General features: G+C 61.9%; 21 protein-coding genes. 16 read left to right on the top strand and 5 right to left on the bottom strand.

Annotated elements, in window-relative coordinates; translation table 11 throughout:
* Nucleotides 1-43: 43 nt before the first annotated feature.
* Nucleotides 44-709, bottom strand: a complete 666-nt coding sequence (gene pncA, locus HU729_RS19520; protein WP_186667243.1) for a bifunctional nicotinamidase/pyrazinamidase — start codon at nt 707-709, stop codon at nt 44-46.
* Between the two features lie 215 nt (nt 710-924).
* Here pncA and HU729_RS19525 point away from each other — a divergent pair, with 215 nt between their 5' ends.
* Nucleotides 925-2,571 (top strand): Na+/H+ antiporter, encoded by a 1,647-nt coding sequence (locus HU729_RS19525; protein WP_186667242.1) that lies wholly within the window; start codon nt 925-927, stop codon nt 2,569-2,571.
* Nucleotides 2,572-2,573: 2 nt separating this feature from the next.
* On the opposite strand, the gene HU729_RS19530 is transcribed toward HU729_RS19525, so the two are convergent.
* From HU729_RS19530 to map, 4 genes are all read right to left on the bottom strand, one after another.
* On the bottom strand, nt 2,574-3,311 hold the full coding sequence (locus HU729_RS19530; protein WP_186711295.1) for a peptidase M12: 738 nt from the start codon (nt 3,309-3,311) through the stop codon (nt 2,574-2,576).
* A 169-nt stretch (nt 3,312-3,480) separates the two neighbouring features.
* Nucleotides 3,481-4,677 (bottom strand): succinyldiaminopimelate transaminase, encoded by a 1,197-nt coding sequence (dapC, locus tag HU729_RS19535; protein ID WP_186711296.1) that lies wholly within the window; start codon nt 4,675-4,677, stop codon nt 3,481-3,483.
* Nucleotides 4,678-4,698: 21 nt separating this feature from the next.
* The gene (locus tag HU729_RS19540; protein WP_186711297.1) at nt 4,699-7,398 is read right to left on the bottom strand and encodes a [protein-PII] uridylyltransferase; all 2,700 of its coding nucleotides are present in this window, start codon (nt 7,396-7,398) and stop codon (nt 4,699-4,701) included.
* Nucleotides 7,399-7,420: 22 nt separating this feature from the next.
* Nucleotides 7,421-8,203 carry a type I methionyl aminopeptidase gene (gene map, locus HU729_RS19545; RefSeq protein WP_186667238.1) on the bottom strand — a complete coding sequence of 261 codons (783 nt, stop codon included), beginning with the start codon at nt 8,201-8,203 and terminating at the stop codon, nt 7,421-7,423.
* A 344-nt stretch (nt 8,204-8,547) separates the two neighbouring features.
* Here map and rpsB point away from each other — a divergent pair, with 344 nt between their 5' ends.
* The 15 genes from rpsB (at nt 8,548) to rnhB (ending at nt 23,111) form a co-directional block, all read left to right on the top strand.
* Nucleotides 8,548-9,285 carry a 30S ribosomal protein S2 gene (rpsB, locus tag HU729_RS19550; RefSeq protein ID WP_054891081.1) on the top strand — a complete coding sequence of 246 codons (738 nt, stop codon included), beginning with the start codon at nt 8,548-8,550 and terminating at the stop codon, nt 9,283-9,285.
* 186 nt (nt 9,286-9,471) lie between these two features.
* Nucleotides 9,472-10,335, top strand: coding sequence for a translation elongation factor Ts (tsf, locus tag HU729_RS19555; protein WP_186667237.1), 864 nt, complete (start codon nt 9,472-9,474; stop codon nt 10,333-10,335).
* A gap of 180 nt (nt 10,336-10,515) precedes the next feature.
* The gene (gene pyrH, locus HU729_RS19560; protein ID WP_023381972.1) at nt 10,516-11,259 is read left to right on the top strand and encodes a UMP kinase; all 744 of its coding nucleotides are present in this window, start codon (nt 10,516-10,518) and stop codon (nt 11,257-11,259) included.
* Nucleotides 11,256-11,813 (top strand): ribosome recycling factor, encoded by a 558-nt coding sequence (gene frr / locus HU729_RS19565; RefSeq protein WP_186667236.1) that lies wholly within the window; start codon nt 11,256-11,258, stop codon nt 11,811-11,813. The genes pyrH and frr overlap by 4 nt, the downstream gene beginning before the upstream one ends.
* Nucleotides 11,814-11,828: 15 nt before the next feature.
* Complete coding sequence (uppS, locus tag HU729_RS19570; protein WP_186711298.1) at nt 11,829-12,584, top strand: polyprenyl diphosphate synthase; 756 nt, start codon at nt 11,829-11,831, stop codon at nt 12,582-12,584.
* Nucleotides 12,584-13,399, top strand: coding sequence for a phosphatidate cytidylyltransferase (locus HU729_RS19575; RefSeq protein ID WP_054891077.1), 816 nt, complete (start codon nt 12,584-12,586; stop codon nt 13,397-13,399). The genes uppS and HU729_RS19575 overlap by 1 nt, the downstream gene beginning before the upstream one ends.
* A complete protein-coding gene (gene ispC / locus HU729_RS19580; RefSeq protein WP_186711299.1) occupies nt 13,396-14,586 on the top strand; it encodes a 1-deoxy-D-xylulose-5-phosphate reductoisomerase in 1,191 nt (396 codons plus the stop codon). Before HU729_RS19575 ends, ispC begins: the two co-directional genes overlap by 4 nt.
* Before the next feature lie 46 nt (nt 14,587-14,632).
* Nucleotides 14,633-15,985: an RIP metalloprotease RseP gene (gene rseP / locus HU729_RS19585; protein WP_186711300.1), complete on the top strand. Its 1,353-nt coding sequence runs from the start codon at nt 14,633-14,635 to the stop codon at nt 15,983-15,985.
* Nucleotides 15,986-16,061: 76 nt separating this feature from the next.
* Nucleotides 16,062-18,425 (top strand): outer membrane protein assembly factor BamA, encoded by a 2,364-nt coding sequence (gene bamA / locus HU729_RS19590; protein ID WP_063545919.1) that lies wholly within the window; start codon nt 16,062-16,064, stop codon nt 18,423-18,425.
* A 44-nt stretch (nt 18,426-18,469) separates the two neighbouring features.
* Nucleotides 18,470-18,973, top strand: a complete 504-nt coding sequence (locus tag HU729_RS19595) for an OmpH family outer membrane protein (RefSeq protein ID WP_054891073.1) — start codon at nt 18,470-18,472, stop codon at nt 18,971-18,973.
* 1 nt (nt 18,974) lies between these two features.
* Nucleotides 18,975-20,030 (top strand): UDP-3-O-(3-hydroxymyristoyl)glucosamine N-acyltransferase, encoded by a 1,056-nt coding sequence (gene lpxD / locus HU729_RS19600; RefSeq protein ID WP_186711301.1) that lies wholly within the window; start codon nt 18,975-18,977, stop codon nt 20,028-20,030.
* Between the two features lie 113 nt (nt 20,031-20,143).
* Entirely contained in the window at nt 20,144-20,584 is a 441-nt protein-coding gene (gene fabZ, locus HU729_RS19605) for a 3-hydroxyacyl-ACP dehydratase FabZ (RefSeq protein ID WP_011535269.1), read from the top strand.
* Entirely contained in the window at nt 20,581-21,357 is a 777-nt protein-coding gene (gene lpxA, locus HU729_RS19610) for an acyl-ACP--UDP-N-acetylglucosamine O-acyltransferase (protein WP_186667231.1), read from the top strand. Before fabZ ends, lpxA begins: the two co-directional genes overlap by 4 nt.
* A 1-nt stretch (nt 21,358) precedes the next feature.
* Nucleotides 21,359-22,486, top strand: coding sequence for a lipid-A-disaccharide synthase (lpxB, locus tag HU729_RS19615; RefSeq protein WP_186711302.1), 1,128 nt, complete (start codon nt 21,359-21,361; stop codon nt 22,484-22,486).
* A 1-nt stretch (nt 22,487) separates the two neighbouring features.
* On the top strand, nt 22,488-23,111 hold the full coding sequence (gene rnhB, locus HU729_RS19620) for a ribonuclease HII (RefSeq protein ID WP_186667229.1): 624 nt from the start codon (nt 22,488-22,490) through the stop codon (nt 23,109-23,111).
* Nucleotides 23,112-23,124 lie beyond the last annotated feature (13 nt).

Consider the following 23,124-nt stretch of genomic DNA (forward strand, 5'->3'; position numbering starts at 1 on the left):
CACGGCGCCACGGCTGTGGCGCCGGCTTCTGACCGACGAGTTTTCAGCCTTTGTCGAGCAACTGCCCGGACTTGATGAAATTCACCCCGGCGTGCTGCATCTTGCTCATTGCATTTTCCAGCGAGCCGTCTTTGTCGATGGCGCGGCAGGCGTCCAGCACTACATAGGTGGTGAAGCGTTCGCGCCGTGCGTGCAGGGCAGTCCAGGCCACGCAGAAATCCAGGGCAAGGCCCACCACGTAGACGCTGGTGACCGCTTTTTCACGCAGGTAGCCGGCGAGGCCGGTGGTGGTCTTCTGGTCGGCTTCAAAGAAGGCCGAGTAGCTGTCTACCAGCGGGTTGCCGCCCTTGCGCACGATCAACTGGGCGTGGGGCAGGTCTACCTTGGGGTGGAATTCGGCACCCTGGCTGCCCTGCACGCAGTGATCCGGCCAAAGCACCTGGGGGCCGTAGGGCAGTTCGATGATGTCGTAGGGGTTCTTGCCGGGATGGCTGGAAGCGAAGGAGATATGCCCGGCGGGATGCCAGTCCTGGGCCTGGACCACAGTGCGGAAATTCACGGCGATCTGGTTGACCAGCGGCACGATCTCGTCGCCGCGGGGCACCTCCAGGGCGCCGCCGGGGGTGAAGTCATTCTGGATATCGATCACGAGCAGGGCGCGATCGGGGCTATCGTTGCTGATTGTGTGGTTGCTCGGTGACGTACTCATCGAAAGACCTTCCTTGTTATGACGATGTTGGAGTTATAACAGCGGTTCCTGAATCAGCTGTTTGTGTAGCATGGCGTTACATCTTCTCCGGCGACTTGCGACTTAGGTGCAGCAGTTCGTTGGCGGCTTGGCTCGTTACTATATGTGTCCAGTTACCGACGGCGTTGTCCAAGGCGACCAGGACCGCTTTTGAATCGAAAAGGGAAACACGCCACATGCAGTCAGCTTATACCGTTCTTATCCTGCTGATGCTGGTCAGTGTCTCCAAGCTGGTGGGGCGGATGATCCCGCTGCCCCTGCCACTGGTGCAGATCGGCGCTGGAGCGCTGCTGGCCTGGCCAACACTCGGCCTGCACGTGGCCCTGGATCCCGAGTTGTTCCTGTTCCTGTTCCTGCCGCCGTTGCTGTTCGCCGATGGCTGGCGTATCCCTAAGCGCGAGCTATGGCGCATTCGTGGCCCGGTGGTGGCCTTGGCCGTGGGGCTGGTGCTGTTCACCGTGGTGGGCGCGGGATACTTCATTCACTGGATCCTGCCAAGCATTCCACTGCCGGTAGCGTTCGCCCTGGCCGCGGTGCTCTCGCCCACTGATGCGGTGGCAGTTTCGGCGATTACCCAGGATCGCCTGCCAACACCCTTGATGCACATGCTCCAGGGCGAAGCGCTGATGAACGATGCTTCGGGCCTGGTGACGTTCAAGTTCGCATTGGCGGCAGCCATTACCGGGGTTTTTTCGTTGACCGATGCCAGCCTGACGTTCGTGCTGGTAGCCATCGGCGGGCTTGCGGTTGGCGTGGGACTGAGCTGGTTGGTGGGGCGCCTGCGTGCCTGGATGATCGCTCGGGGCTGGGACGATCCGGCGACGCATGTGGTGTTCATGCTGCTGTTGCCCTTTGCCGCCTACGTGCTGGCCGAACGGCTCGGTGTCTCGGGCATTCTCTCGGCGGTGGCGGCAGGGATGATGCAGAGCTGGCTCGACCTGTTGCCGCGTCAGACCAGCACGCGCCTGCTCAACCGCAGCGTCTGGTCGCTGCTGGAGTTCGCCTTCAATGGTCTGATCTTCCTGCTGCTGGGCTTGCAATTACCCGACATCATCAAGGCAGTGGTCAGCCACGAAACGTCGTTGTGGCCGACCCTGGCCTGGCGTTGCCTCGATGTGGTGGCGATCTTCGTGGCGTTGGTGCTGCTGCGGTTCGTCTGGGTACAAAGCGTGTGGCGCGCTATCGGCGTGGTGCGCCGCTGGCGCGGTAAGTCGGCGTTGGTGCTGATGCCCAGCGCACGTTCGTGCTGGCTGTTGACCCTGGGCGGCGTGCGCGGGGCCGTGACCTTGGCGGGTGTGATGTCGGTGCCCTTGCTGATCGGGGCCGGCCAGGCGTTCCCGGAGCGTGATCTGCTGATCTTCATTGCCGCCGGGGTGATCCTGCTGTCGCTGATCAGTGCCTGCATCGCCCTGCCGATTCTGTTGCGCGGGGTAACCAAGAGCCCGGACGAACGCCTGCATCAGGAAGTACAGGAAGCCTGGAGACGCACCGCGGAAGCCGCTATCCATGCACTGGAGGCCGAGGAGGTCATCGATGCCAATGCCCCGCAGGATGCCGCCCAGGCGACGCTGGCGACCGAGTTGAAGGCGCGCCTGATGGCGGAATACCGGGACGAGCTGGACAGTTACAACGACAGCGCCGAAGCGCGTGCGCTGGCCGAGCAGATGGATCTTCTGGAGCGCCGCTTGCGCTTGCGTGCATTGCGCGCACAGCGGCTGGAACTGTACAGCCTGCATCGCCAGCACCTGGTGGGGGATGAAGTAGTGCGCCAGGTGCTGGGTGAACTGGACATGAGCGAGGCGAACCTGGGGCAGGTTCGTTAGCGTCAGTCGTGTGGGTAGGCCAGGCGCATCATCTCGAGGTCTTTCGCACTGAGCTCCGTATTCTGGACTACCTCGGATCCATCCAAGGTCATCCAGGCCGCAATCGGGTAATGCATTATAGAGAGCGGATCGTACTGGGTTTTGATCAGTTCGTTGTCGGGCCGTTTGTTCAGGTAAGTCTCCCTGATGTCTTGCTCTGACCAGTCATCCGATTGCTTGGCAGCTTCGAATAGAGCCGGCTCGTTCCAGGGGATGGTGGCATCGGGGTGTAGCTGTTCATGTTCGAATCCTAGTGCATGGCCGAACTCGTGTAACACGGTGGATTCGAATGATTCATCCCCCGGTATGACATTCAGCGACATGGTGTAGTCTTCACTAGCCAGTGCATCGGTGCCGATGTCTGATTCGTTGTGCTCTGCATGTTCGCCTGTGAGGATCCTGATCTGGGCATGTTTGTCATCATCTTCTGACAGATCAAGCTCCAGGTTGGCGCCGGAAAGATCCACCCACTGGCAAGCCAGTTCGAAGATCGACATCTTGAGCTTTCTGTCCGGAGCACCGAGAAACGAGATCCACAAAGTACGACCGGATGCCCATAGTCGGCCGGTCTCGATCAGTCCACGCTTTTTTCGACCGCCGTTGCTCTGGCCCCTGTTGCGGGGGTTCTCGGTAACGGCCAGATCATGGGAGAGCTGCTGATCGATGCGGTGGCGAGTACGGAGTGAGGCGAGTGTATACATCGGAGAGTTCCTGGTGTGGTTGGAACTCAGGATGATCTGCGACCGATCAAGCTACGTGGCATTACATAAGTCTGGGCGGTGACACGCGTTCAGGCATCCCAGCGCCCGAGTGCCGTTAGATAGTTACCTAGGGGCTGACATCGACGCCAGCCCCAAGGGGAGAGGTATTTCAGCGCCCTGCGAGGAACCCGCGAATCCGCTCGGCCGCCTCGATGCACTCGGCCAGAGGCGCAACCAGCGCCATGCGCACGCGTCCTGCGCCCGGATTGACGCCATCCACTTCACGCGACAGATACGAGCCCGGCACAACGGTCACGTGCTCGGCTTCGAACAGGTCACGGGTAAAATCAGCGTCGCTGCCCGGCACCTTGGCCCACAGATAGAAGCTGCCATCCGGGCGTTGCACGTCCATCACCGGTTGCAGGATCTCGAGCACGGCATCGTACTTGGCGCGGTACTGGTCGCGGTTTGCGCGCACATGGGCTTCGTCCTGCCAGGCGGCGACGCTGGCCAGTTGCGTCTGCACCGGCATGGCGCAACCGTGGTAGGTGCGGTACAGCAGGAATGGCTTGATGATCTCGGCATCGCCAGCGACGAAGCCCGAACGCAGACCCGGCAGGTTGGAGCGCTTGGACAGGCTGTGGAACACCACGCAGCGTTTGAAGTCGCTGCGGCCGAGCTCGGCGCAGGCGCTCAGCAGGCCTGGTGGTGGAGCGTCTTCGTCGAAGTACAGCTCGCTGTAGCACTCGTCGGCGGCAATCACGAAATCGTGCTCGTCGGCCAGGGCGATCAGCTTTTTCAGGGTGTCCATCGGCACCAGTGCGCCGGTGGGGTTGCCAGGGGAGCACAGGAACAGGATCTGGCAGCGCTTCCAGATCTCGACCGGCACCGCGTCGAAATCAGGGTTGAAGCCGTTGTTTTCCAGGCAGGGCAGGTAGTGCGGAGTAGCTCCGGCCAGCAGCGCCGCGCCTTCGTAGATCTGGTAGAACGGGTTGGGGCTGACCACCAGGCCGTCGTCGGCGCGGTTGACCACCGTTTGCGTGAAGGCGAAGAGCGCTTCACGGGTGCCATTGACCGGCAGGACATGCTGGTCGGCATCGAGCCAGCCAGCGGGCACGCCAAAACGGTGCTCGCACCATTGGACGATGGCCTGGCGCAGGGCCGGCAGGCCGAGGGTGCTGGGGTAGACCGCCAGTTTATCGAGGTTGTCGGCCAGGGCCTTGGCGACGAACGCCGGGGATTCATGCTTCGGCTCACCGATCGACAGGGCAATGGCGCGTTTGTCCGCGGCAGGTTTCACGCTGCCGAGCAGGGCGCGGAGCTTCTCGAAGGGATAGGGCTGAAGCTGGGTCAAGGCATGGTTCATCGGCGCAAGGTCTCGTAATCGTCAGAAGGTCACGCGGGTAGGGCTGGTATCGCTGGACTGGCCGGCCTGCAACTGTTCGACGATGGCTTCCTGCAGGCGGCTGCACAGTTGCGGGTCGGAGAGCGGCTGGTTGTCGGCGTCGGTGATGAAGAACACGTCTTCCACGCGCTCGCCGAGGGTGGCGATCTTGGCGTTCTGCAGCGACAGGTCGAACTCCAGGAAGATCCGCCCCAGGCGCGCCAGCAGGCCGGGCCGGTCGGGTGCGGTGATTTCGAGGATGGTCACCGGGCGCTGGGCATCGTTGAGGATGGTCACCTGCGGCGCGAAGTTGAAGTGCTTGAGCTGGCGCGGCACGCGCCGCTGGATGATGGTCGGGTAATCCTCGGGATTGCGCAGTGCCTCGGTCAGCCCTTCGCGGATCTGCTTGACCCGCTGCGGGTTGTCGCCGATCGAGCCGCCGTCGTTGTCGAGCACGATGTAGGTGTCGAGGGTGAACTGGCTGCTGGAGGTGATGATGCGGGCGTCGTGGATGTTCAGGTTGAGCTGCGACATCGCCGCCACGGTCACGGCGAAGAAGTCGTGCTGGTCGGGCGCGTAGATGAAGATCTGCGTGCCGCCTTCGAACTCGCGCTGGGTGGTTTCCTTGATCAGCACCAGCGGGCCGCCATCGGCCGGCTGCTGGAGAATCGCATCGCTGTGCCAGGCCACATCGGCGGCGGTGTGCTTGAGGAAATAGTCGTCGCCCAGCTGCGACCAGAGTTGCTCCACATCGTCCGGGTCTGTGCCTTCGCGCACGAGGATGTCCAGCGCGGCGCTTTGTGTCTGGCGGATCTGCTCCTCGCGGTCCAGCGGGTTCTCAAGGCCCCGGCGCAGCGCGCGCTTGGCCTCGGTGTAGAGCTGGCGCAGCAGGCTGGCGCGCCAGGAGTTCCACAGGCTGGGGTTGGTGGCGTTGATGTCGGCCACGGTCAGCACGTAGAGGTAGTCCAGGCGGGTTTCGTCGCCGACGAACAGGGCGAAATCGTTGATCACCTGCGGGTCGGAGAGGTCCTTGCGCTGGGCGGTGGTGGACATCACCAGGTGGCTCTGCACCAGCCAGGCAATCAGCCGCGAGTCCCAGGCCGGTAGCTGATGGCGCTCGCAGAACGCCTGAGCATCCACCGCACCGAGCTCGGAGTGATCGCCCTGGCGACCCTTGCCGATGTCGTGATAAAGGCCGGCGAGGTAGATCAGCTCAGGCTTGGGCAGGCGTCCCATGAGCTTGCTGGCCAGCGGGAATTTCTCCGACACCGGGGTGTACTGCAGTTTGCGCAGGTGCTTGATGAGGTTGAGCGTGTGCGCATCGACCGTATAGATGTGGAACAGGTCGTGCTGCATCTGTCCGACGATCAGGCCGAATTCCGGCAGGTAGCGACCGAGGATGCCATAGCGGTTCATGCGCCGCAGGTTGCGGTGGATGCCGATCTCGCACTTGAACAGTTCGATGAACAGGCTGGTGTTGCGGATATCGTTGCGGAACTTGTCGTCGATCAGGTGCCGATGTTCACGCAGAAGCCGCACGGTGTCGGCGCGTACGCCCTTGATCTCCGGATGCTGGGCCATCAGCACGAAGATCTCCAGCATGGCGAACGGGGTGCGCTTGAAGACGTTCGGGTTGACCGCCTCTATATAGCCGTCATGCAGGCGAAAGCGCGAGTTCAGCGGCTGGGTGCTGCCATTGTCGTCGGCGAGGATCACTTCCTCGAAGTGCTGGATGATCAGGTCGCAGAGCTGGCTGATGCTCATCACCACCCGGTAGTACTGCTGCATGAACTGCTCGATGGCGCGCTTGGGGTTCTCGTCGCTGTAGCCGAGCAGCGCCGCGATACTGCGCTGGTGGTCGAACAGCAGGCGGTCTTCGGCGCGTCCGGCGAGCATGTGCAGGGCGTAGCGCACGCGCCAGAGGAAGGCCTGCGACGAGGCCAGCAGGTCGTTCTCGCTTTCCAGCAGAAAACCTTCGCCAGCCAGCGCGTGCAGGTTGAGGGTGCCGTACTGGCGGCGGGCAACCCAGAGCACGGTCTGGATGTCGCGCAGGCCACCTGGCGAACCCTTGACGTTGGGCTCCAGGTTGTACTCGGTGTCGTTGTACTTGTGGTGCCGTGCCTTGAGCTCGGCACGCTTGGCCAGGAAGAACTCCTTGCTGGGCCACATGTGCGCGGTGCTGGTGACTTCCAGCATGCGCTCGCGCAGCGTCTCGGGGCCGGCGACGGTGCGGCTTTCCATCAGGTTGGTGATCACTGTCAGGTCGGCGCGCGCCTGCTCGGCGCATTCCTCGACGGTGCGCACGCTCTGACCGACTTCCAGGCCGATGTCCCACAGCAGTGTCAGGAAGCGCTCGATGGCGTCGCGATACTGCTCGTGTTCCGCCTGGTCGAGCAGGATCAGCAGGTCGATGTCCGACCAGGGGTGCAGCTCACCGCGGCCGTAGCCGCCAACCGCGACCAGGGCGATGCCGTCCGGATTGCCCCAGTCGAACTGGTTCCAGGCCTGTTGCAGGATATTGTCGACGAACCAGGCGCGGTCCTCGATCAGGCGGCGGATCTCGACGCCTTCGCGAAAGCGTCTGTCGAAGACTTCTGCGGCCTGGCGCAGAGCCTTCTTGAAGGCGGGAATGGGGCTTGCCTTGAGCGCCAGTTCCGCCTGGAACTGGCCACGGTCGAACAGCTCTGGATCCACCTGGGGCATCGAGTCGCCTTCCTGAGTTGAATTACGCCGAGGTACGGGGAATGGTGTCGTCTTTGCGCAGGGTGAAGATTTCATAGCCCGTGGCGGTGACCACCAGCGTATGTTCCCACTGTGCCGAGAGCTTGCGATCCTTGGTGATGGCGGTCCAGCCATCGCCCAGCACCTTGGTGTCGGCCTTGCCCTGGTTGATCATCGGCTCGATGGTGAAGGTCATGCCTTCTTTCAGTTCCATGCCGGTGCCGGCCCTGCCGTAGTGCAGGATCTGCGGTTCTTCATGGAACACCTTGCCGATGCCATGGCCGCAGAACTCGCGAACCACCGAGAAACCGTTCTTTTCCGCGTGCTTCTGGATCACTTCGCCGATGTCGCCCAGGCGGCAGCCCGGCTTGATGAGCTCGATGGCTTTGTACAGGCACTCTTGGGTGACCTTGGACAGGCGCTCTGCCCAGGGCGCGACGGTGCCGACATGGAACATGCGGCTGGTGTCGCCGTGGTAGCCATCCTTGATCACCGTCACGTCGATGTTGATGGTGTCGCCATCCTTGAGCGGCTTTTCGTTGGGGATGCCGTGGCAGACCACATGGTTGATCGAGGTGCAGATCGACTTGGGGAAGCCCTTGTAGTTGAGCGGCGCCGGGATCGCCTGCTGGACGTTGACGATGTAGTCGTGGCACAGGCGGTCGAGTTCCTCGGTGGTCACGCCAGGCTTGACGTGCTCTTCGATCATTTCGAGGACTTCGGCGGCCAGGCGGCCGGCGATGCGCATCTTCTCGATGTCTTCTGCGGTCTTGATGGTGACGGTCATTACAGGCTCTCTACGGCGCCGGGCGGCGCGCAACAAACGGGAAAGGCCGGATTCTAACAGAGCAGGGCGGCGTTCTGTGGGGAGAAAACCGCGGATCCGGTGGTCTATGGAGGGCATTCTGGCGCGATTGCCGGGCTGCTGCAAAAGCCACTGACGGATGAAGCACCTTGCGGGTTCCGTTCGTCTTCTGTCTGTGGTATAAAATGCGCCGCTTTCGGGGAGGTCCCCGTCAGCTCAAACCCACACACGTGTCGACACGATGGCCTGGGTGCCCGGGGTCTTCGGATCCATGGGTTGGTCATTGGGATACGTGGAGGCCCAACCCGACTTATCAAGGAACTATCATGTCCCAAGTCAACATGCGCGATATGCTGAAGGCCGGTGTGCACTTCGGCCACCAGACCCGTTACTGGAACCCGAAAATGGGCAAGTACATTTTCGGCGCGCGCAACAAGATCCACATTATCAACCTGGAAAAAACCCTGCCGATGTTCAACGACGCTCTGTCGTTCGTAGAGCGCCTGGCCCAGGGCAAGAACAAGATCCTGTTCGTCGGCACCAAGCGTTCCGCTGGCAAACTGGTCGCCGAGCAAGCTGCTCGTTGCGGTTCGCCATACGTTGATCACCGCTGGTTGGGCGGCATGCTGACCAACTACAAGACCATCCGTGCTTCGATCAAGCGTCTGCGCGACCTGGAAACCCAGGCCGAAGATGGCACCTTCGCCAAGCTGACCAAGAAAGAAGCCCTGATGCGCTCGCGCGACCTGGAAAAACTGGATCGCAGCCTGGGTGGTATCAAGGACATGGGCGGTCTGCCTGATGCACTGTTCGTCATCGACGTCGATCACGAGCGCATTGCAATCACCGAAGCCAACAAGCTGGGCATCCCGGTCATCGGCGTTGTCGATACCAACAGCAGCCCGGAAGGCGTTGACTTCGTGATCCCAGGCAACGACGACGCAATCCGCGCCATCGAGCTGTACATGACTTCGATGGCTGACGCCGTCATCCGCGGTCGCAACAACGTTGCCGGCGGTACCGAAGTCTACGCCGAAGAAGCGGCGGCACCAGCTGCTGAGTAATTGACGCCTGGCGTCTACTTGGCACGCGAAAAGGGGGCTTGGCCCCCTTTTTGCCACCTGAAATCCTCCTGTCAGCAAGCACGCCGCATCATGCGTGGCGCTGGTGTGAAGACAGCGGATTTCCAGAATTGAACGCCCGTGATGAACGGGTGGAATGGTTGAAAAACTTTCCAAGAGGATTTTGAAATGGCAGCAATTACTGCAGCGCTGGTCAAAGAACTGCGCGAGCGTACCGGCGAAGGCATGATGGATTGCAAAAAGGCCCTGGAAAAGGCCGGCGGCGACATCGAGAAAGCCATTGACGACATGCGTGCCTCGGGCGCCATCAAGGCCGCCAAGAAGGCTGGCAACGTTGCCGCTGAAGGTGCTATCGCCGTCAAGACCGACGGTAAGGTCGCCGTTCTGCTGGAAGTGAACTCGCAGACCGACTTCCTGGCCCTGCAAGACGACTTCAAGACTTTCGTTGCCGAAAGCCTGGAAGAAGCCTTCGCCCAGAAGCTGACCGACGCCGCTCCGCTGATCGCTTCGCGTGAAGCCGCTCGTGAAGCCCTGGTCGCCAAGTGCGGCGAGAACGTCAACATCCGTCGTCTGGCTCGCGTCGAAGGCGACGTGGTCGGTGCCTACCTGCACGGCAACAAGATCGGCGCTGCCGTCGTTCTGAAAGGCGGTGACGTAGAGCTGGCCAAGAACATCGCCATGCACGTTGCAGCTTCGAACCCTGAGTTCCTGGATTCGTCGGAAATCTCCGCCGAGGCCATCGAGCGCGAGAAGGGCGTCTTCCTGCAGCTGAACGCCGACAAGATCGCTGGCAAGCCGGAAAACATCGTTGAGAACATGATCAACGGCCGTATCACCAAGTTCAAGGCAGAAGCCTCGCTGAAAGAGCAGGCCTTCGTCATGAACCCGGAAGTCAAGGTCGGCGATCTGGCCAAGAAAGCCGGTGCTGAAATCGTTTCCTTCACCTACTTCAAAGTTGGCGAAGGCATCGAGAAGCCGGTTGACGACTTCGCTGCCGAAGTTGCCGCCCAGGTCGCTGCCGCCAAGCAGTAAGACGGACTCGTCTGTCGCCCCGAAGAGGCTGCCCGCTCACGCGCGCAGCCTCTTTGTCAAAGCGCGCAAGGGTTTATCTGGCCCTGTGCGCTGGCACTGAAGCAGTGCCACGCTACAGTTAGCAGGCTGCACACAGCCCGCACGGAATTTTCTAAAAGTACGCCGCAGGAGAGACTCGCAATGGCTCAGCAGGTGAGTGGTCGCCAACCTCGCTATAAACGCATTTTGCTCAAACTTAGCGGCGAGGCCCTGATGGGCTCGGAAGACTTCGGGATCGACCCGAAGGTGCTGGACCGCATGGCCCTGGAAGTTGGCCAGCTGGTCGGTATCGGTGTCCAGGTCGGCCTGGTGATCGGTGGTGGTAACCTGTTCCGCGGCGCCGCGCTCAGTGCAGCCGGCATGGACCGCGTCACGGGCGACCACATGGGCATGCTGGCCACTGTAATGAACGCACTGGCCATGCGCGATGCGCTGGAGCGCTCGAACATCCCGGCACTGGTCATGTCTGCCATCTCCATGGTCGGCGTCACCGATCATTACGATCGTCGCAAAGCTATTCGCCACCTCAACTCCGGGGATGTGGTAATTTTCTCCGCCGGTACCGGCAATCCGTTCTTCACCACCGACTCCGCAGCCTGCCTGCGTGCCATCGAAATCGATGCCGACGTGGTGCTGAAGGCGACCAAGGTCGATGGTGTGTACACTGCCGACCCATTCAAGGATCCGCATGCCGAGAAGTTCGACCACCTCACCTACGACGAGGTGCTGGATCGCAAGCTCGGTGTCATGGACCTGACCGCAATCTGCCTGTGCCGCGACCACAAGATGCCATTGCGGGTATTCAACATGAACAAGCCTGGCGCCCTGCTGAACATCGTGGTGGGTGGCGCTGAAGGTACTTTGATCGAGGAAGGCGAAGCATGATCAACGACATCAAGAAAGACGCGCAGGAGCGCATGGGCAAGTCCCTCGAGGCGTTGGCCCGCAACCTGGCAGCGATCCGCACCGGTCGCGCCCACCCAAGCATCCTGGATGGCGTCAAGGTTCCGGCCTGGGGTAGCGAGATGCCGCTGAACCAGGTGGCCGCGATCACCGTCGAGGACGCCCGCACCCTCAAGATCGTCGCCCACGACAAGAACCTCAGCGCCGCGATCGAGAAGGCCATCCTGACCTCCGACCTGGGCCTGAACCCGTCGAGCGCCGGTACCACCATTCGCGTGCCGATGCCGGCCCTGACCGAAGAAACCCGCAAGGGCTACACCAAGCAGGCCAGCGGCGTTGCCGAGGATGCCAAGGTTGCCGTGCGCAACGTGCGTCGCGACGCATTGGCCGACCTGAAGAAGCTCACCAAGGACAAGGAAATCAGCGAAGACGAAGAGCGTCGTGCAGCTGACGAGATCCAGAAGCTGACCGACAAGTTCGTGGCAGACGTCGATGCTGCGTTCAAAGCCAAGGAAAAGGACCTGATGGCCGTCTGAGGCCAGGACTTTTTCATGGAAAAGACCAAGCAGGCGGCACCCTCGTCGGTGCCGCGTCACGTCGCTATCATCATGGACGGCAACAACCGCTGGGCGAAAAAGCGCCTGCTGCCTGGCGTTGCCGGGCACAAGGCCGGCGTCGATGCGGTGCGTGCGGTGATCGAAGTCTGTGCCGAGGCCAAGGTCGAAGTGCTCACGCTCTTCGCCTTCTCCAGCGAGAACTGGCAGCGTCCGGCCGATGAGGTGGGTGCGTTGATGGAGCTGTTCTTCTCGGCCTTGCGCCGCGAGGCCAAGCGCCTGAACGACAACAACATCTGCCTGCGCATCATCGGTGACCGCTCGCGCTTCCATCCGGAGCTACAGGCCGCGATGCGAGAAGCCGAAGCGCTGACCGCCGGCAATGATCGTTTCATCCTGCAGATCGCTGCCAACTATGGCGGTCATTGGGATATCGCCCAGGCTGCCCAGCGCCTGGCGCGCGAAGTCCAGGCCGGCCATCTGCGCCCGGACGATATCACGCCCGGTCTGCTGCAGACCTGCCTTGCCACGGGGGACCTGCCGTTGCCCGACCTGTGCATTCGCACCGGCGGCGAACACCGCATCAGCAACTTCCTGTTGTGGCAGTTGGCCTACGCCGAGCTGTATTTCTCCGACCTGTACTGGCCGGACTTCAAACACGAGGCCATGCGTAATGCACTGGCCGATTTCGCTTCGCGCCAACGCCGCTTCGGTAAGACCAGCGAGCAGGTCGAGGCTGGAGCTCGTGCTTAATGCTTAAACAACGCATCATTACCGCGCTGATCCTGTTGCCGATCGCGCTGGGCGGTTTCTTCCTGCTCAACGGCGCGGATTTCGCCCTGTTCATCGGTTTCGTGGTGACCCTTGGTGCCTGGGAATGGGCGCGTCTGGCCGGGTTGATGGCCCAGCCATTGCGCATCGCCTATGCCGCCGTGGTCGCTGGAGCGCTGATGGTGCTCTACCTCATGCCGGACCTTGCGCCCTGGGTGCTGGGGGCGTCGGTGATCTGGTGGGGCCTGGCGACTTGGCTGGTGCTCACCTACCCACGTAGCGCTGAGTTGTGGAGCAGTGCCGCCTGCCGTCTGCTGATCGGTCTGCTGGTGCTGTTACCCGCCTGGCAAGGCCTGTTGCTGCTCAAGCATTGGCCATTGGGCAATGGCTTGATCCTGGCGGTGATGGTGCTGGTCTGGGCTGCCGACATCGGTGCATATTTCTCTGGTCGTGCCTTTGGCAAGCGCAAGCTGGCGCCGCACGTCAGCCCCGGCAAGAGCTGGGAGGGTGTGTATGGCGGCATGGCCGTGAGCCTGTTGATCACCCTGGTGGTCGGGCTCGTGCGCGACTGGGGGTTGGGGCAGTTGCTGCTCGGCCTGGTCGGCGCGGTGATCGTGGTCATGTCGTCGGTGGTTGGCGACCTGACCGAAAGCATGTTCAAGCGTCGCGAAGGCATCAAGGACAGCAGTAACCTGCTGCCTGGTCATGGCGGCGTGCTGGATCGTATCGACAGCCTGACCGCGGCGATCCCGATGTTCGCCGTGCTGCTCTGGGCGGCCGAATGGGGTGTGATGTGAGTCATCCGCAGCGGATTACCGTGCTCGGTGCGACCGGGTCGATCGGCCTGAGTACGCTGGATGTGATTGCCCGTCACCCCGAGCGCTACCAGGTGTTTGCCTTGAGCGGCTATTCACGCCTGGATGAATTGCTCGGCCTGTGCCTGCGCCATCGTCCGGCGTATGCGGTGGTGCCGGACGCCGACTCGGTCGCCCGCCTGCGTGAAGGGCTGGCGGCGGCGGGCAGCACCACCGAAGTGCTGGAAGGCGAGGCAGGTCTCTGCCAGGTTGCGTCTGCCAGCGAAGTGGACACCGTGATGGCTGCTATCGTCGGCGCTGCTGGTCTGCGTCCGACCTTGGCGGCGGTGCAGGCCGGCAAGAAGGTGCTGCTGGCCAACAAGGAGGCGCTGGTGATGTCCGGCGCGCTGTTCATGGAAGCGGTGCGCACCAGTGGTGCAGTGCTGCTGCCGATCGACAGCGAGCACAATGCCATCTTCCAGTGCTTGCCCGGCGACTATGCCCGTGGCCTGGCGCACGTTGGTGTGCGTCGTATCCTGCTGACGGCGTCTGGTGGGCCCTTCCGTGAAACCTCGGCGCAGGCGCTGATGGACGTCACGCCGGAGCAGGCCTGTGCTCATCCGAACTGGTCGATGGGGCGCAAGATTTCGGTCGACTCGGCAAGCATGATGAACAAAGGGCTCGAGCTGATCGAGGCCTGCTGGCTGTTTGATGCTGCGCCAGCCAAGGTCGAGGTGGTGGTACACCCGCAAAGTGTGATCCATTCGCTGGTCGACTATGTGGATGGTTCGGTGTTGGCGCAGTTGGGCAACCCGGACATGCGGACACCGATCGCCAACGCTCTGGCATGGCCTGAGCGGATCGATTCCGGTGTCGCGCCGCTGGACCTGTTCGCGGTCGCCCGTCTGGATTTCCAGGCGCCCGACGAGCAGCGATTCCCCTGCCTGCGCCTGGCGCGAGAAGCTGCCGAAGCGGGCAACAGTGCGCCTGCCGTGCTCAACGCCGCCAACGAAGTGGCGGTCGAGGCATTTCTCCAGCGGCGTATCCGCTTCCCGGAAATCGCGGGTATGATCGAACAGGTGCTCGAGCAGGAGTCGGTAGTGCCGTTGCCTTCGCTGGAATCGGTGTTCGCCGCCGACCAGCGGGCCCGGGAGCTGTCCCGGGAATGGTTGAGGCGCCACGGCCGCTGATTTCCCGTCGGCCCCAGGCCTGGCTGAACGTCATTCGGAGATGGATATGACTGCGCTCTACATGATTATCGGCACCCTGGTGGCTCTGGGTGTACTGGTCACCTTTCACGAATTCGGCCACTTCTGGGTGGCACGCAAGTGCGGAGTGAAAGTCCTGCGCTTCTCGGTGGGGTTCGGCACGCCGTTGGTGCGCTGGCACGACCGCCATGGCACCGAGTTTGTCGTCGCAGCGATTCCGCTGGGCGGCTACGTCAAGATGCTCGATGAGCGCGAAGGCGATGTGCCGCCCGCGCTTGTTGATCAATCCTTCAATCGCAAATCGGTTGGACAGCGTATTGCTATCGTTGCCGCCGGTCCGATTGCCAACTTCCTGCTCGCCATCCTGTTCTTCTGGGTGGTCGCCATGCTCGGCAGCCAGCAGGTGCGTCCGGTCATCGGAGCGGTCGAGTCGGGCAGCCTGGCGGCATCTGCAGGCCTTGTGGCAGGCCAGGAAATTGTTTCGATCGATGGCAAGCCGACCAGTGGCTGGTCGGCGGTCAATCTGCAACTGGTGCGTCGCCTGGGCGAGAGCGGCAGCTTGCGGGTGGGCGTGCGCGACGACGGCGCCACGCTGGAGCGTCAGCATGAAATCCGCCTGAATCAATGGCTCAAGGGTGCCGATGAGCCTGACCCGATCCAGTCCCTGGGGCTGCGCCCCTGGCGGCCGGCGGTAAGTCCGGTGCTCGCCGAAATCGATCCCAAGGGCCCGGCCGCTGCTGCCGGGCTGAAGACCGGCGATAGACTCCTGGCACTCGATGGTGTCGCACTGGGTGACTGGCAGCAGGTGGTGGACACTGTTCGGGCGCGCCCCGAGGCGAAGGTGCTACTGCGTATCGAGCGTGATGGCGCGCAGCTGGGACTGCCGGTGACGCTGGCGCGCAAAGGGGAAGGGCAGGCGTCCGGAGGTTATCTGGGGGCTGGCGTCAAAGGCGCCGAGTGGCCTGCGAACATGCTTCGAGAGGTCAGCTACGGGCCGCTGGAGGCGGTCGGCGAGGGGCTCTCGCGCACTTGGAACATGAGTGTCCTGACCCTTGAATCGCTGAAGAAAATGCTGTTCGGGGAGCTCTCGGTAAAAAACTTGAGCGGACCGATAACCATTGCTAAAGTGGCGGGCGCTTCAGCCCAGTCGGGCGTTGGGGATTTCCTGAATTTCCTAGCCTACCTGAGCATAAGCCTGGGGGTTCTGAACCTGCTGCCCATCCCGGTACTGGATGGGGGGCATTTGCTGTTCTACCTGATCGAGTGGGCGCGCGGTCGTCCGCTCTCGGATCGGGTGCAAGGTTGGGGGGTCCAGATCGGTATCAGTTTGGTCATTGGGGTGATGTTGCTCGCCCTGATCAACGATCTGGGTCGACTTTAACGCTTCGCTCTATTGCGAACCTGCCGCCGTGCTGCGGTGGCGGGTTGTTTATTGCCAGTTGGAATAAAAGGACTTCATGAAACGTCTGCTGCTAACTGCGGTCCTCTCCGCACTGATGATCGCTGAAGTTCACGCCGAGTCCTTCACCATCTCCGATATTCGTGTCAACGGCCTGCAGCGGGTTTCCGCCGGCAGCGTGTTCGGCGCGTTGCCGTTGAACGTAGGCGACCAGGTCGATGACCGCCGCCTGGTGGAGTCGACTCGCTCGCTGTTCAAGACCGGTTTCTTCCAGGACATCCAGCTGGATCGCGACGGCAATGTCCTGATCATCAACGTGGTCGAGCGCCCATCGGTGTCGAGCATCGAGATCGAGGGCAACAAGGCGATCAGTACCGAAGACCTGATGAAGGGCCTGAAGCAGTCCGGCCTGGCCGAGGGCGAGATCTTCCAGCGCGCCACGCTCGAGGGCGTGCGTAACGAGCTGCAGCGCCAGTACGTGGCCCAGGGCCGCTACTCGGCCGAGGTCGATGCCGAGGTCGTGCCGCAGCCACGCAACCGTGTCGGCCTGAAGATCAAGATCAACGAAGGTACCGTCGCGGCGATCCAGCACATCAACGTGGTGGGCAACACCGTGTTCAGCGACGAAGACCTCTCCCAGCTCTTCGAACTGAAAACCACCAACTGGCTGTCGTTCTTCAAGAACGACGACAAGTACGCACGTGAAAAACTCTCCGGTGACCTGGAGCGTCTGCGTTCCTATTACCTGGACCGCGGCTACATCAACATGGACATCGCGTCCACCCAGGTATCGATTACCCCGGACAAGAAGCACGTCTACATTACTGTCAACGTCAACGAAGGCGAGAAGTACACCGTTCGTGACGTGAAACTCTCCGGTGACCTGAAAGTGCCGGAAGACCAGGTCAAGTCGCTGTTGCTGGTGCAGCCAGGCCAGGTCTTCTCGCGCAAGGTGATGACCACCACCTCCGACCTGATCACCCGTCGACTGGGTAACGAAGGCTATACCTTCGCCAACGTCAACGGCGTGCCGCAACCTAACGACCAGGATCACACCGTCGACATCATGTTCGTCGTCGATCCGGGCAAGCGTGCCTACGTCAACCGCATCAACTACCGCGGCAACACCAAGACCGAAGACGAGGTGCTGCGTCGCGAGATGCGTCAGATGGAAGGTGGGTGGGCATCCACTTATCTCATCGACCAGTCCAAGACCCGCCTCGAGCGCCTGGGCTTCTTCAAGGAAGTCAACGTCGAGACGCCGCCGGTGCCAGGCACCGACGACCAGGTCGACGTCAACTATGCGGTCGAGGAGCAGGCTTCCGGTTCGATCACCGCCAGCGTCGGTTTCGCCCAGAGCGCGGGCCTGATCCTGGGTGGTTCGATCAGCCAGAGCAACTTCCTGGGTACCGGTAACAAGGTGTCCATCGGCCTGACCCGAAGCGAATACCAGACCCGATACAACTTCGGCTTCGTTGACCCCTACTTCACTGCCGATGGCGTGAGCCTGGGCTACAACGCCTTCTACCGCAGCACCAACTACGATGACCTCGATGTCGACGTGGCGAGCTATGCAGTAGACAGCCTCGGTGCCGGCGTCAGCCTGGGTTACCCAATCAGCGAGACCTCGCGCCTGACCTACGGCCTGACCGTGCAGCAAGACAAGATCAAGACCGGCCGCTACACCGTCGACGAGATCTTCGACTTCCTCGACAAGGAAGGCGACAACTTCCTGAACTTCAAGGCGTCGATCGGCTGGTCCGAATCGACCCTGAACAAAGGCGTGCTGGCAACCCGTGGTCATTCGCAAAGCCTGACTCTGGAAACTACCGTACCGGGCAGCGACCTGTCGTTCTACAAGCTTGACTACCGCGGCCAGCTGTTCAAGCCACTGAGCAACGACTACACCCTACGCCTGCATACTGAGCTGGGCTATGGTGATGGTTTCGGCGGTACCTCGGGCCTGCCGTTCTACGAGAACTATTATGCGGGTGGCTTCAACTCTGTCCGCGGCTTCAAGGACAGCAGCCTGGGCCCACGCAGTACGCCGAGTCGTGGCGAAGGTAATCCGGGGGGCAAACCAGGTACCATTCGTGACCCGGACCAGGACCCGCTGCCGTTCGGTGGTAACGTCCTCGTACAGGGTGGTGTCGAGCTGCTGTTCCCGCTGCCGTTCGTCAAGGACCAGCGTTCGCTGCGTACCTCGGTCTTCTGGGATGTGGGTAACGTGTTCGACACCAACTGCGGCTCCAAGCCTGACTGCGCGAAGGTCGGTTTCTCCGACATGGCCAGCTCCGTCGGCCTGGGCGTGACCTGGATTACCGCGCTGGGCCCGTTGAGCTTCAGCCTGGCGATGCCGATCAAGAAGCCGGACGACGCCGACACCCAGGTGTTCCAATTCTCTCTGGGCCAGACTTTCTAAGCTTGGCCCTTGCTTAACGACAACGGTTTATCCAGGAGTGCATCGTGCGTAAGTTGACTCAACTGGCCGTAGTGGCCGCGGCGCTGGTCGCCACCCCGGCTTTCGCCGAAATGAAGATTGCCGTTCTGAACTACCAGATGGCGCTGCTCGAATCAGACGCCGCCAAAAAGTACGCTGTCGATGCCGAGAAGAAGTTCGGCCCGCAACTGAACCAGCTGAAAACTCTGGAAAGCAGCGCCAAGGGCATCCAGGATCGACTGATCAAGGGTGGCGACAAGATGCAGCAGCAGGAGCGTGAGCGCCTGGAGCTCGAGTTCAAGCAAAAAGCCCGTGACTTCCAGTTCCAGTCCAAGGAACTCAACGAAGCGAAGGCCGTTGCTGATCGCGACATGCTCAAGCAGCTCAAGCCCAAGCTCGACGGTGCCGTCGAGGAAGTCATCAAGAAAGGTGGTTTCGACCTGGTGCTCGAGCGTGGTGCGGTAATCGATGTCAAACCTCAGTATGACATCACCCGCCAGGTCATCGAGCGCATGAACCAAGCGCGTTGATATGACCGTGACCATGACGCTCGGTCAGTTGGCCGAGACCCTCGGGGCCACGCTCAGTGGCCCCGAGTCGCTTGAAATCACCGGGCTGGCCACCTTGCAGGAGGCTGGTCCGGGGCAGTTGAGCTTCCTCGCCAATCGTCAGTACCGCAAGTTCCTGGATGACAATCGGGCGGCAGCGGTACTGATCAAGGCCGAGGATGCCGAAGGCTTCAGCGGTAACGCGCTGATCGTCCCCGATCCTTACCTGGCTTATGCTCGTATTTCTCACTTGTTCGATCCCAAGCCCAAGGCTGTGGCGGGAGTTCATCCCAGCGCCGTGGTAGCTGACGATGCCCAGGTGGATGCGAGCGCCAGCATCGGGCCGTTCGCGGTCATCGAAAGCGGTGCGCGCATCGGTGCGAACGTGACCGTTGGCGCACATTGCTTTGTCGGTGCCCGCTGCATCATCGGCGAGGGTGGCTGGCTTGCCCCGCGTGTGACGCTGTACCACGATGTCACCATCGGCAAGCGTGTGGTCATTCAGTCGGGTGCGGTGATCGGTGGTGAGGGCTTCGGTTTCGCCAACGAGAAAGGTGTCTGGCAGAAGATTGCCCAGATCGGCGGCGTGACGCTGGGTGACGATGTGGAGATCGGTGTCAACACCGCTGTGGACCGTGGCGCGCTGTCTGACACGCGAATCGGCAATGGCGTCAAGCTCGACAACCAGATTCAGATCGCCCACAACGTGCAGATCGGAGACCATACCGCAATGGCGGCTTGCGTCGGAATTTCCGGCAGCACGCGTATCGGCAAGCACTGCATGATTGCGGGCGGCGTCGGCATGGTTGGTCATATCGATGTTTGCGACAACGTCTTCGTCTCCGGTATGACCATGGTCACCCGCTCGATCACCGAGCCGGGCGGCTATTCTTCCGGTACTGCCATGCAGCCGTTGGCCGAGTGGCGCAAGAGCGCAGCGCGTATACGCCAGCTCGACGAGATGTCCAAGCGTCTGCAGCAACTGGAAAAACGCGTCGAGACCGTGACCTCAGGTGGCCAGCCGGCATCAGAAGGCTGATACCATTTCCTGAGCAAGAGTGAACAGTCGCTAGCTGGCTCCTCTTTGGACTGCAAAAGGAGCGTGTGGTCAGCACCTGCGCTCCCTATTCTTATTACAGGCTTCCCCCCGAAATGATGGACATCAACGAGATTCGCGAATACCTGCCTCACCGTTACCCGTTCCTGCTGGTGGACCGGGTCACGGAGCTGGACTTCGAGGCCCAGAGCATTCGTGCCTACAAGAATGTCAGCATCAACGAGCCGTTCTTCAACGGCCATTTCCCGGCGCACCCGATCATGCCGGGCGTGCTGATCATCGAGGCAATGGCCCAGGCGGCCGGAATTCTCGGCTTCAAGATGCTCGATGCGAAGCCTGCCGATGGCACTCTTTATTACTTCGTCGGCTCCGACAAGCTGCGTTTCCGTCAGCCGGTGTTGCCGGGTGACCAGCTCGTGCTGGAAGCCAAGTTCCTCAGCCGCAAGAGCATGATCTGGAAGTTCGAGTGCCGTGCTCTGGTCGACGGCAAGCCGGTCTGCTCGGCCGAGATCACCTGCGCGGAACGCTCCCTATGAGTTCGATTGATCCGCGGGCGATCATCGATCCCTCGGCCAAGCTGGCCGACGGCGTCGAGGTCGGCCCTTGGTCGATCGTAGGCCCCGATGTCGAAATCGGGGAGGGCACCGTCATTGGTCCGCACGTGGTGCTCAAGGGGCCCACCCGGATCGGCAAGCACAATCGCATCTATCAGTTCAGCTCCATCGGCGAAGACACGCCCGACCTCAAGTACAAGGGGGAGCCGACGCGCCTGGTGATCGGCGATCACAACGTGATCCGCGAAGGTGTCACCATTCACCGCGGTACTGTGCAGGACCGTTCGGAAACCACGCTTGGCGATCACAACCTGATCATGGCCTATGCCCACATCGGCCATGACAGCGTGATCGGCAACCATTGCATCCTGGTCAACAATACGGCGCTGGCCGGGCATGTGCACGTGGGCGACTGGGCCATCCTGTCCGGCTACACCCTGGTGCACCAGTATTGCCATATCGGCGCTCACGCGTTCTCTGGCATGGGCACGGCGATCGGCAAAGATGTTCCGGCGTTCGTCACGGTGTTCGGCAGCCCGGCCGAGGCGCGCAGCATGAACTTTGAAGGTATGCGCCGTCGCGGTTTCAGCGACGAGGTCATCCATGACTTGCGCCGTGCCTACAAGATCGTCTATCGCCAAGGCTTGACCGTGGAAGAGGCGATCAAGGAGCTGGACGAACTGGCCGGGCAGCACCCGGAAGTCGAACTGTTCCGCCAGTCGATCCTCAATTCTGCCCGCGGCATCACCCGCTGACATGGCGTCGCTTTGCGTAGCGCTGGTCGCCGGTGAGGCCAGCGGCGACATCCTCGGCTCCGGCCTGATGCGCGCGCTCAAGGCGCGTCATCCCGATGTGCGTTTCATTGGTGTCGGCGGCCCGTTGATGGAAGCCGAAGGGCTGCAGTCGTATTTCCCCATGGAACGCCTGGCGGTCATGGGGCTGGTCGAAGTCCTGGGGCGCCTGCGCGAGCTGCTCAAGCGGCGCAAGGACCTGATCCAGACACTGATCGGCGAGAAGCCCGACGTGTTCATCGGCATCGACGCACCGGATTTCACCCTCAATATCGAACTGAAGCTGCGTCAGGCCGGGATCAAGACCGTGCATTACGTCAGTCCATCGGTCTGGGCGTGGCGGCAGAAGCGTGTGCTGAAGATTCGTGAAGGTTGCGACCTGATGCTGACGCTGTTCCCCTTCGAGGCGAAATTCTACGAAGAAAAGGGTGTGCCGGTACGTTTTGTCGGCCATCCGCTGGCCGATACCATCCCGCTCGAGGCCGATCGCACTGCCGCGCGCGCAGCGCTGGGGCTGGGCGAAGGGCCGCTGGTAGCCTTGATGCCGGGTAGTCGTGGTGGCGAAGTGGGGCGGCTCGGCGAGTTGTTCCTCGAGACCGCCAAACGTCTGCAAACCCTGGTGCCGGGTGTGCGTTTCGTGTCGCCCTGCGCCAATCCTGCACGACGTGCCCAGATCGAACAGATGCTGCAGGGGCGCGAGCTCCCATTGACCTTGCTCGATGGGCAATCGCACCAGTCGTTGGCGGCCTGCGATGCGGTCCTGATTGCCTCGGGTACTGCCACGCTCGAAGCTTTGCTGTACAAGCGCCCCATGGTGGTCGCCTATCGCCTTGCGCCGCTGACCTTCTGGATTCTCAAGCGCATGGTCAAGAGTCCCTATGTGTCGCTGCCCAATCTGCTCGCCCAGCGCCTGCTGGTCCCTGAGCTGCTGCAGGACGCCGCAACGCCTGACGCTTTGGCGGCCACGCTGGCACCGTTGGTGACGCAGGGCAATGAGCAGACCGAAGGCTTCGACCAGATTCACCGCACCTTGCGCCGTGATGCGTCCAACCAGGCTGCCGACGCAGTGCTGGGCCTGCTGAAGGATCGATGACATGCAGATGGGACTTGATTTCAACCTGGTCGAAGACCTGGTCGCGGGTGTAGACGAAGTCGGGCGTGGCCCGCTGTGCGGAGACGTGGTCACGGCAGCGGTGATCCTCGATCCGCAGCGGCCGATCCTTGGCCTGAACGACTCGAAGAAGCTCACCGAGGCACGTCGTGAGTTGCTGTTCGACGAAATCTGCGAAAAGGCACTGGCCTTTTGCATCGCTCGTGCCACGGTCGGTGAGATCGACCAACTGAACATCCTGCAGGCCACCATGCTGGCCATGCAGCGTGCGGTGGAAGGGTTGAGCGTCACGCCGAAACTGGCGTTGATCGATGGCAACCGCTGCCCGAAACTGTCGGTGCCAGCTGCGCCGGTGGTCAAGGGGGATTCCCAGGTGCCAGCCATCGCCGCTGCTTCGATCCTGGCTAAGGTCACGCGTGATCGCGAGATGAGCGCGTTCGAGCTGATCTACCCGGGTTACGGCATCGGCGGGCACAAAGGCTACCCGACGCCGTTGCACCTCGAAGCTCTCGCGCGGCTGGGGCCTACGCCCATTCATCGGCGCTCGTTCGCACCGGTGAGGGCCGCCTGGGAAGTCCTTGAAGGGCGTGCCAGTACGCTGATCTGATCTGTCGGGGGCG

This window comes from Pseudomonas sp. RW10S2 (assembly GCF_014268985.1).
Taxonomy (GTDB): Bacteria; Pseudomonadota; Gammaproteobacteria; order Pseudomonadales; family Pseudomonadaceae; genus Aquipseudomonas; species Aquipseudomonas wayambapalatensis.

Coding starts and splice junctions, on each gene's coding strand:
- uppS (WP_186711298.1), top strand. CDS start 11,829: ATGGAAAAGACCAAGCAGGCGGCACCCTCGTCGGTGCCGCGTCACGTC.
- bamA (WP_063545919.1), top strand. CDS start 16,062: ATGAAACGTCTGCTGCTAACTGCGGTCCTCTCCGCACTGATGATCGCT.
- lpxA (WP_186667231.1), top strand. CDS start 20,581: ATGAGTTCGATTGATCCGCGGGCGATCATCGATCCCTCGGCCAAGCTG.
- pyrH (WP_023381972.1), top strand. CDS start 10,516: ATGGCTCAGCAGGTGAGTGGTCGCCAACCTCGCTATAAACGCATTTTG.
- HU729_RS19530 (WP_186711295.1), bottom strand. CDS start 3,311: ATGTATACACTCGCCTCACTCCGTACTCGCCACCGCATCGATCAGCAG.
- pncA (WP_186667243.1), bottom strand. CDS start 709: ATGAGTACGTCACCGAGCAACCACACAATCAGCAACGATAGCCCCGAT.
- dapC (WP_186711296.1), bottom strand. CDS start 4,677: ATGAACCATGCCTTGACCCAGCTTCAGCCCTATCCCTTCGAGAAGCTC.
- lpxD (WP_186711301.1), top strand. CDS start 18,975: ATGACCGTGACCATGACGCTCGGTCAGTTGGCCGAGACCCTCGGGGCC.
- HU729_RS19540 (WP_186711297.1), bottom strand. CDS start 7,398: ATGCCCCAGGTGGATCCAGAGCTGTTCGACCGTGGCCAGTTCCAGGCG.
- HU729_RS19525 (WP_186667242.1), top strand. CDS start 925: ATGCAGTCAGCTTATACCGTTCTTATCCTGCTGATGCTGGTCAGTGTC.
- map (WP_186667238.1), bottom strand. CDS start 8,203: ATGACCGTCACCATCAAGACCGCAGAAGACATCGAGAAGATGCGCATC.
- rseP (WP_186711300.1), top strand. CDS start 14,633: ATGACTGCGCTCTACATGATTATCGGCACCCTGGTGGCTCTGGGTGTA.
- fabZ (WP_011535269.1), top strand. CDS start 20,144: ATGATGGACATCAACGAGATTCGCGAATACCTGCCTCACCGTTACCCG.
- frr (WP_186667236.1), top strand. CDS start 11,256: ATGATCAACGACATCAAGAAAGACGCGCAGGAGCGCATGGGCAAGTCC.
- rpsB (WP_054891081.1), top strand. CDS start 8,548: ATGTCCCAAGTCAACATGCGCGATATGCTGAAGGCCGGTGTGCACTTC.
- HU729_RS19575 (WP_054891077.1), top strand. CDS start 12,584: ATGCTTAAACAACGCATCATTACCGCGCTGATCCTGTTGCCGATCGCG.
- lpxB (WP_186711302.1), top strand. CDS start 21,359: ATGGCGTCGCTTTGCGTAGCGCTGGTCGCCGGTGAGGCCAGCGGCGAC.
- rnhB (WP_186667229.1), top strand. CDS start 22,488: ATGCAGATGGGACTTGATTTCAACCTGGTCGAAGACCTGGTCGCGGGT.
- tsf (WP_186667237.1), top strand. CDS start 9,472: ATGGCAGCAATTACTGCAGCGCTGGTCAAAGAACTGCGCGAGCGTACC.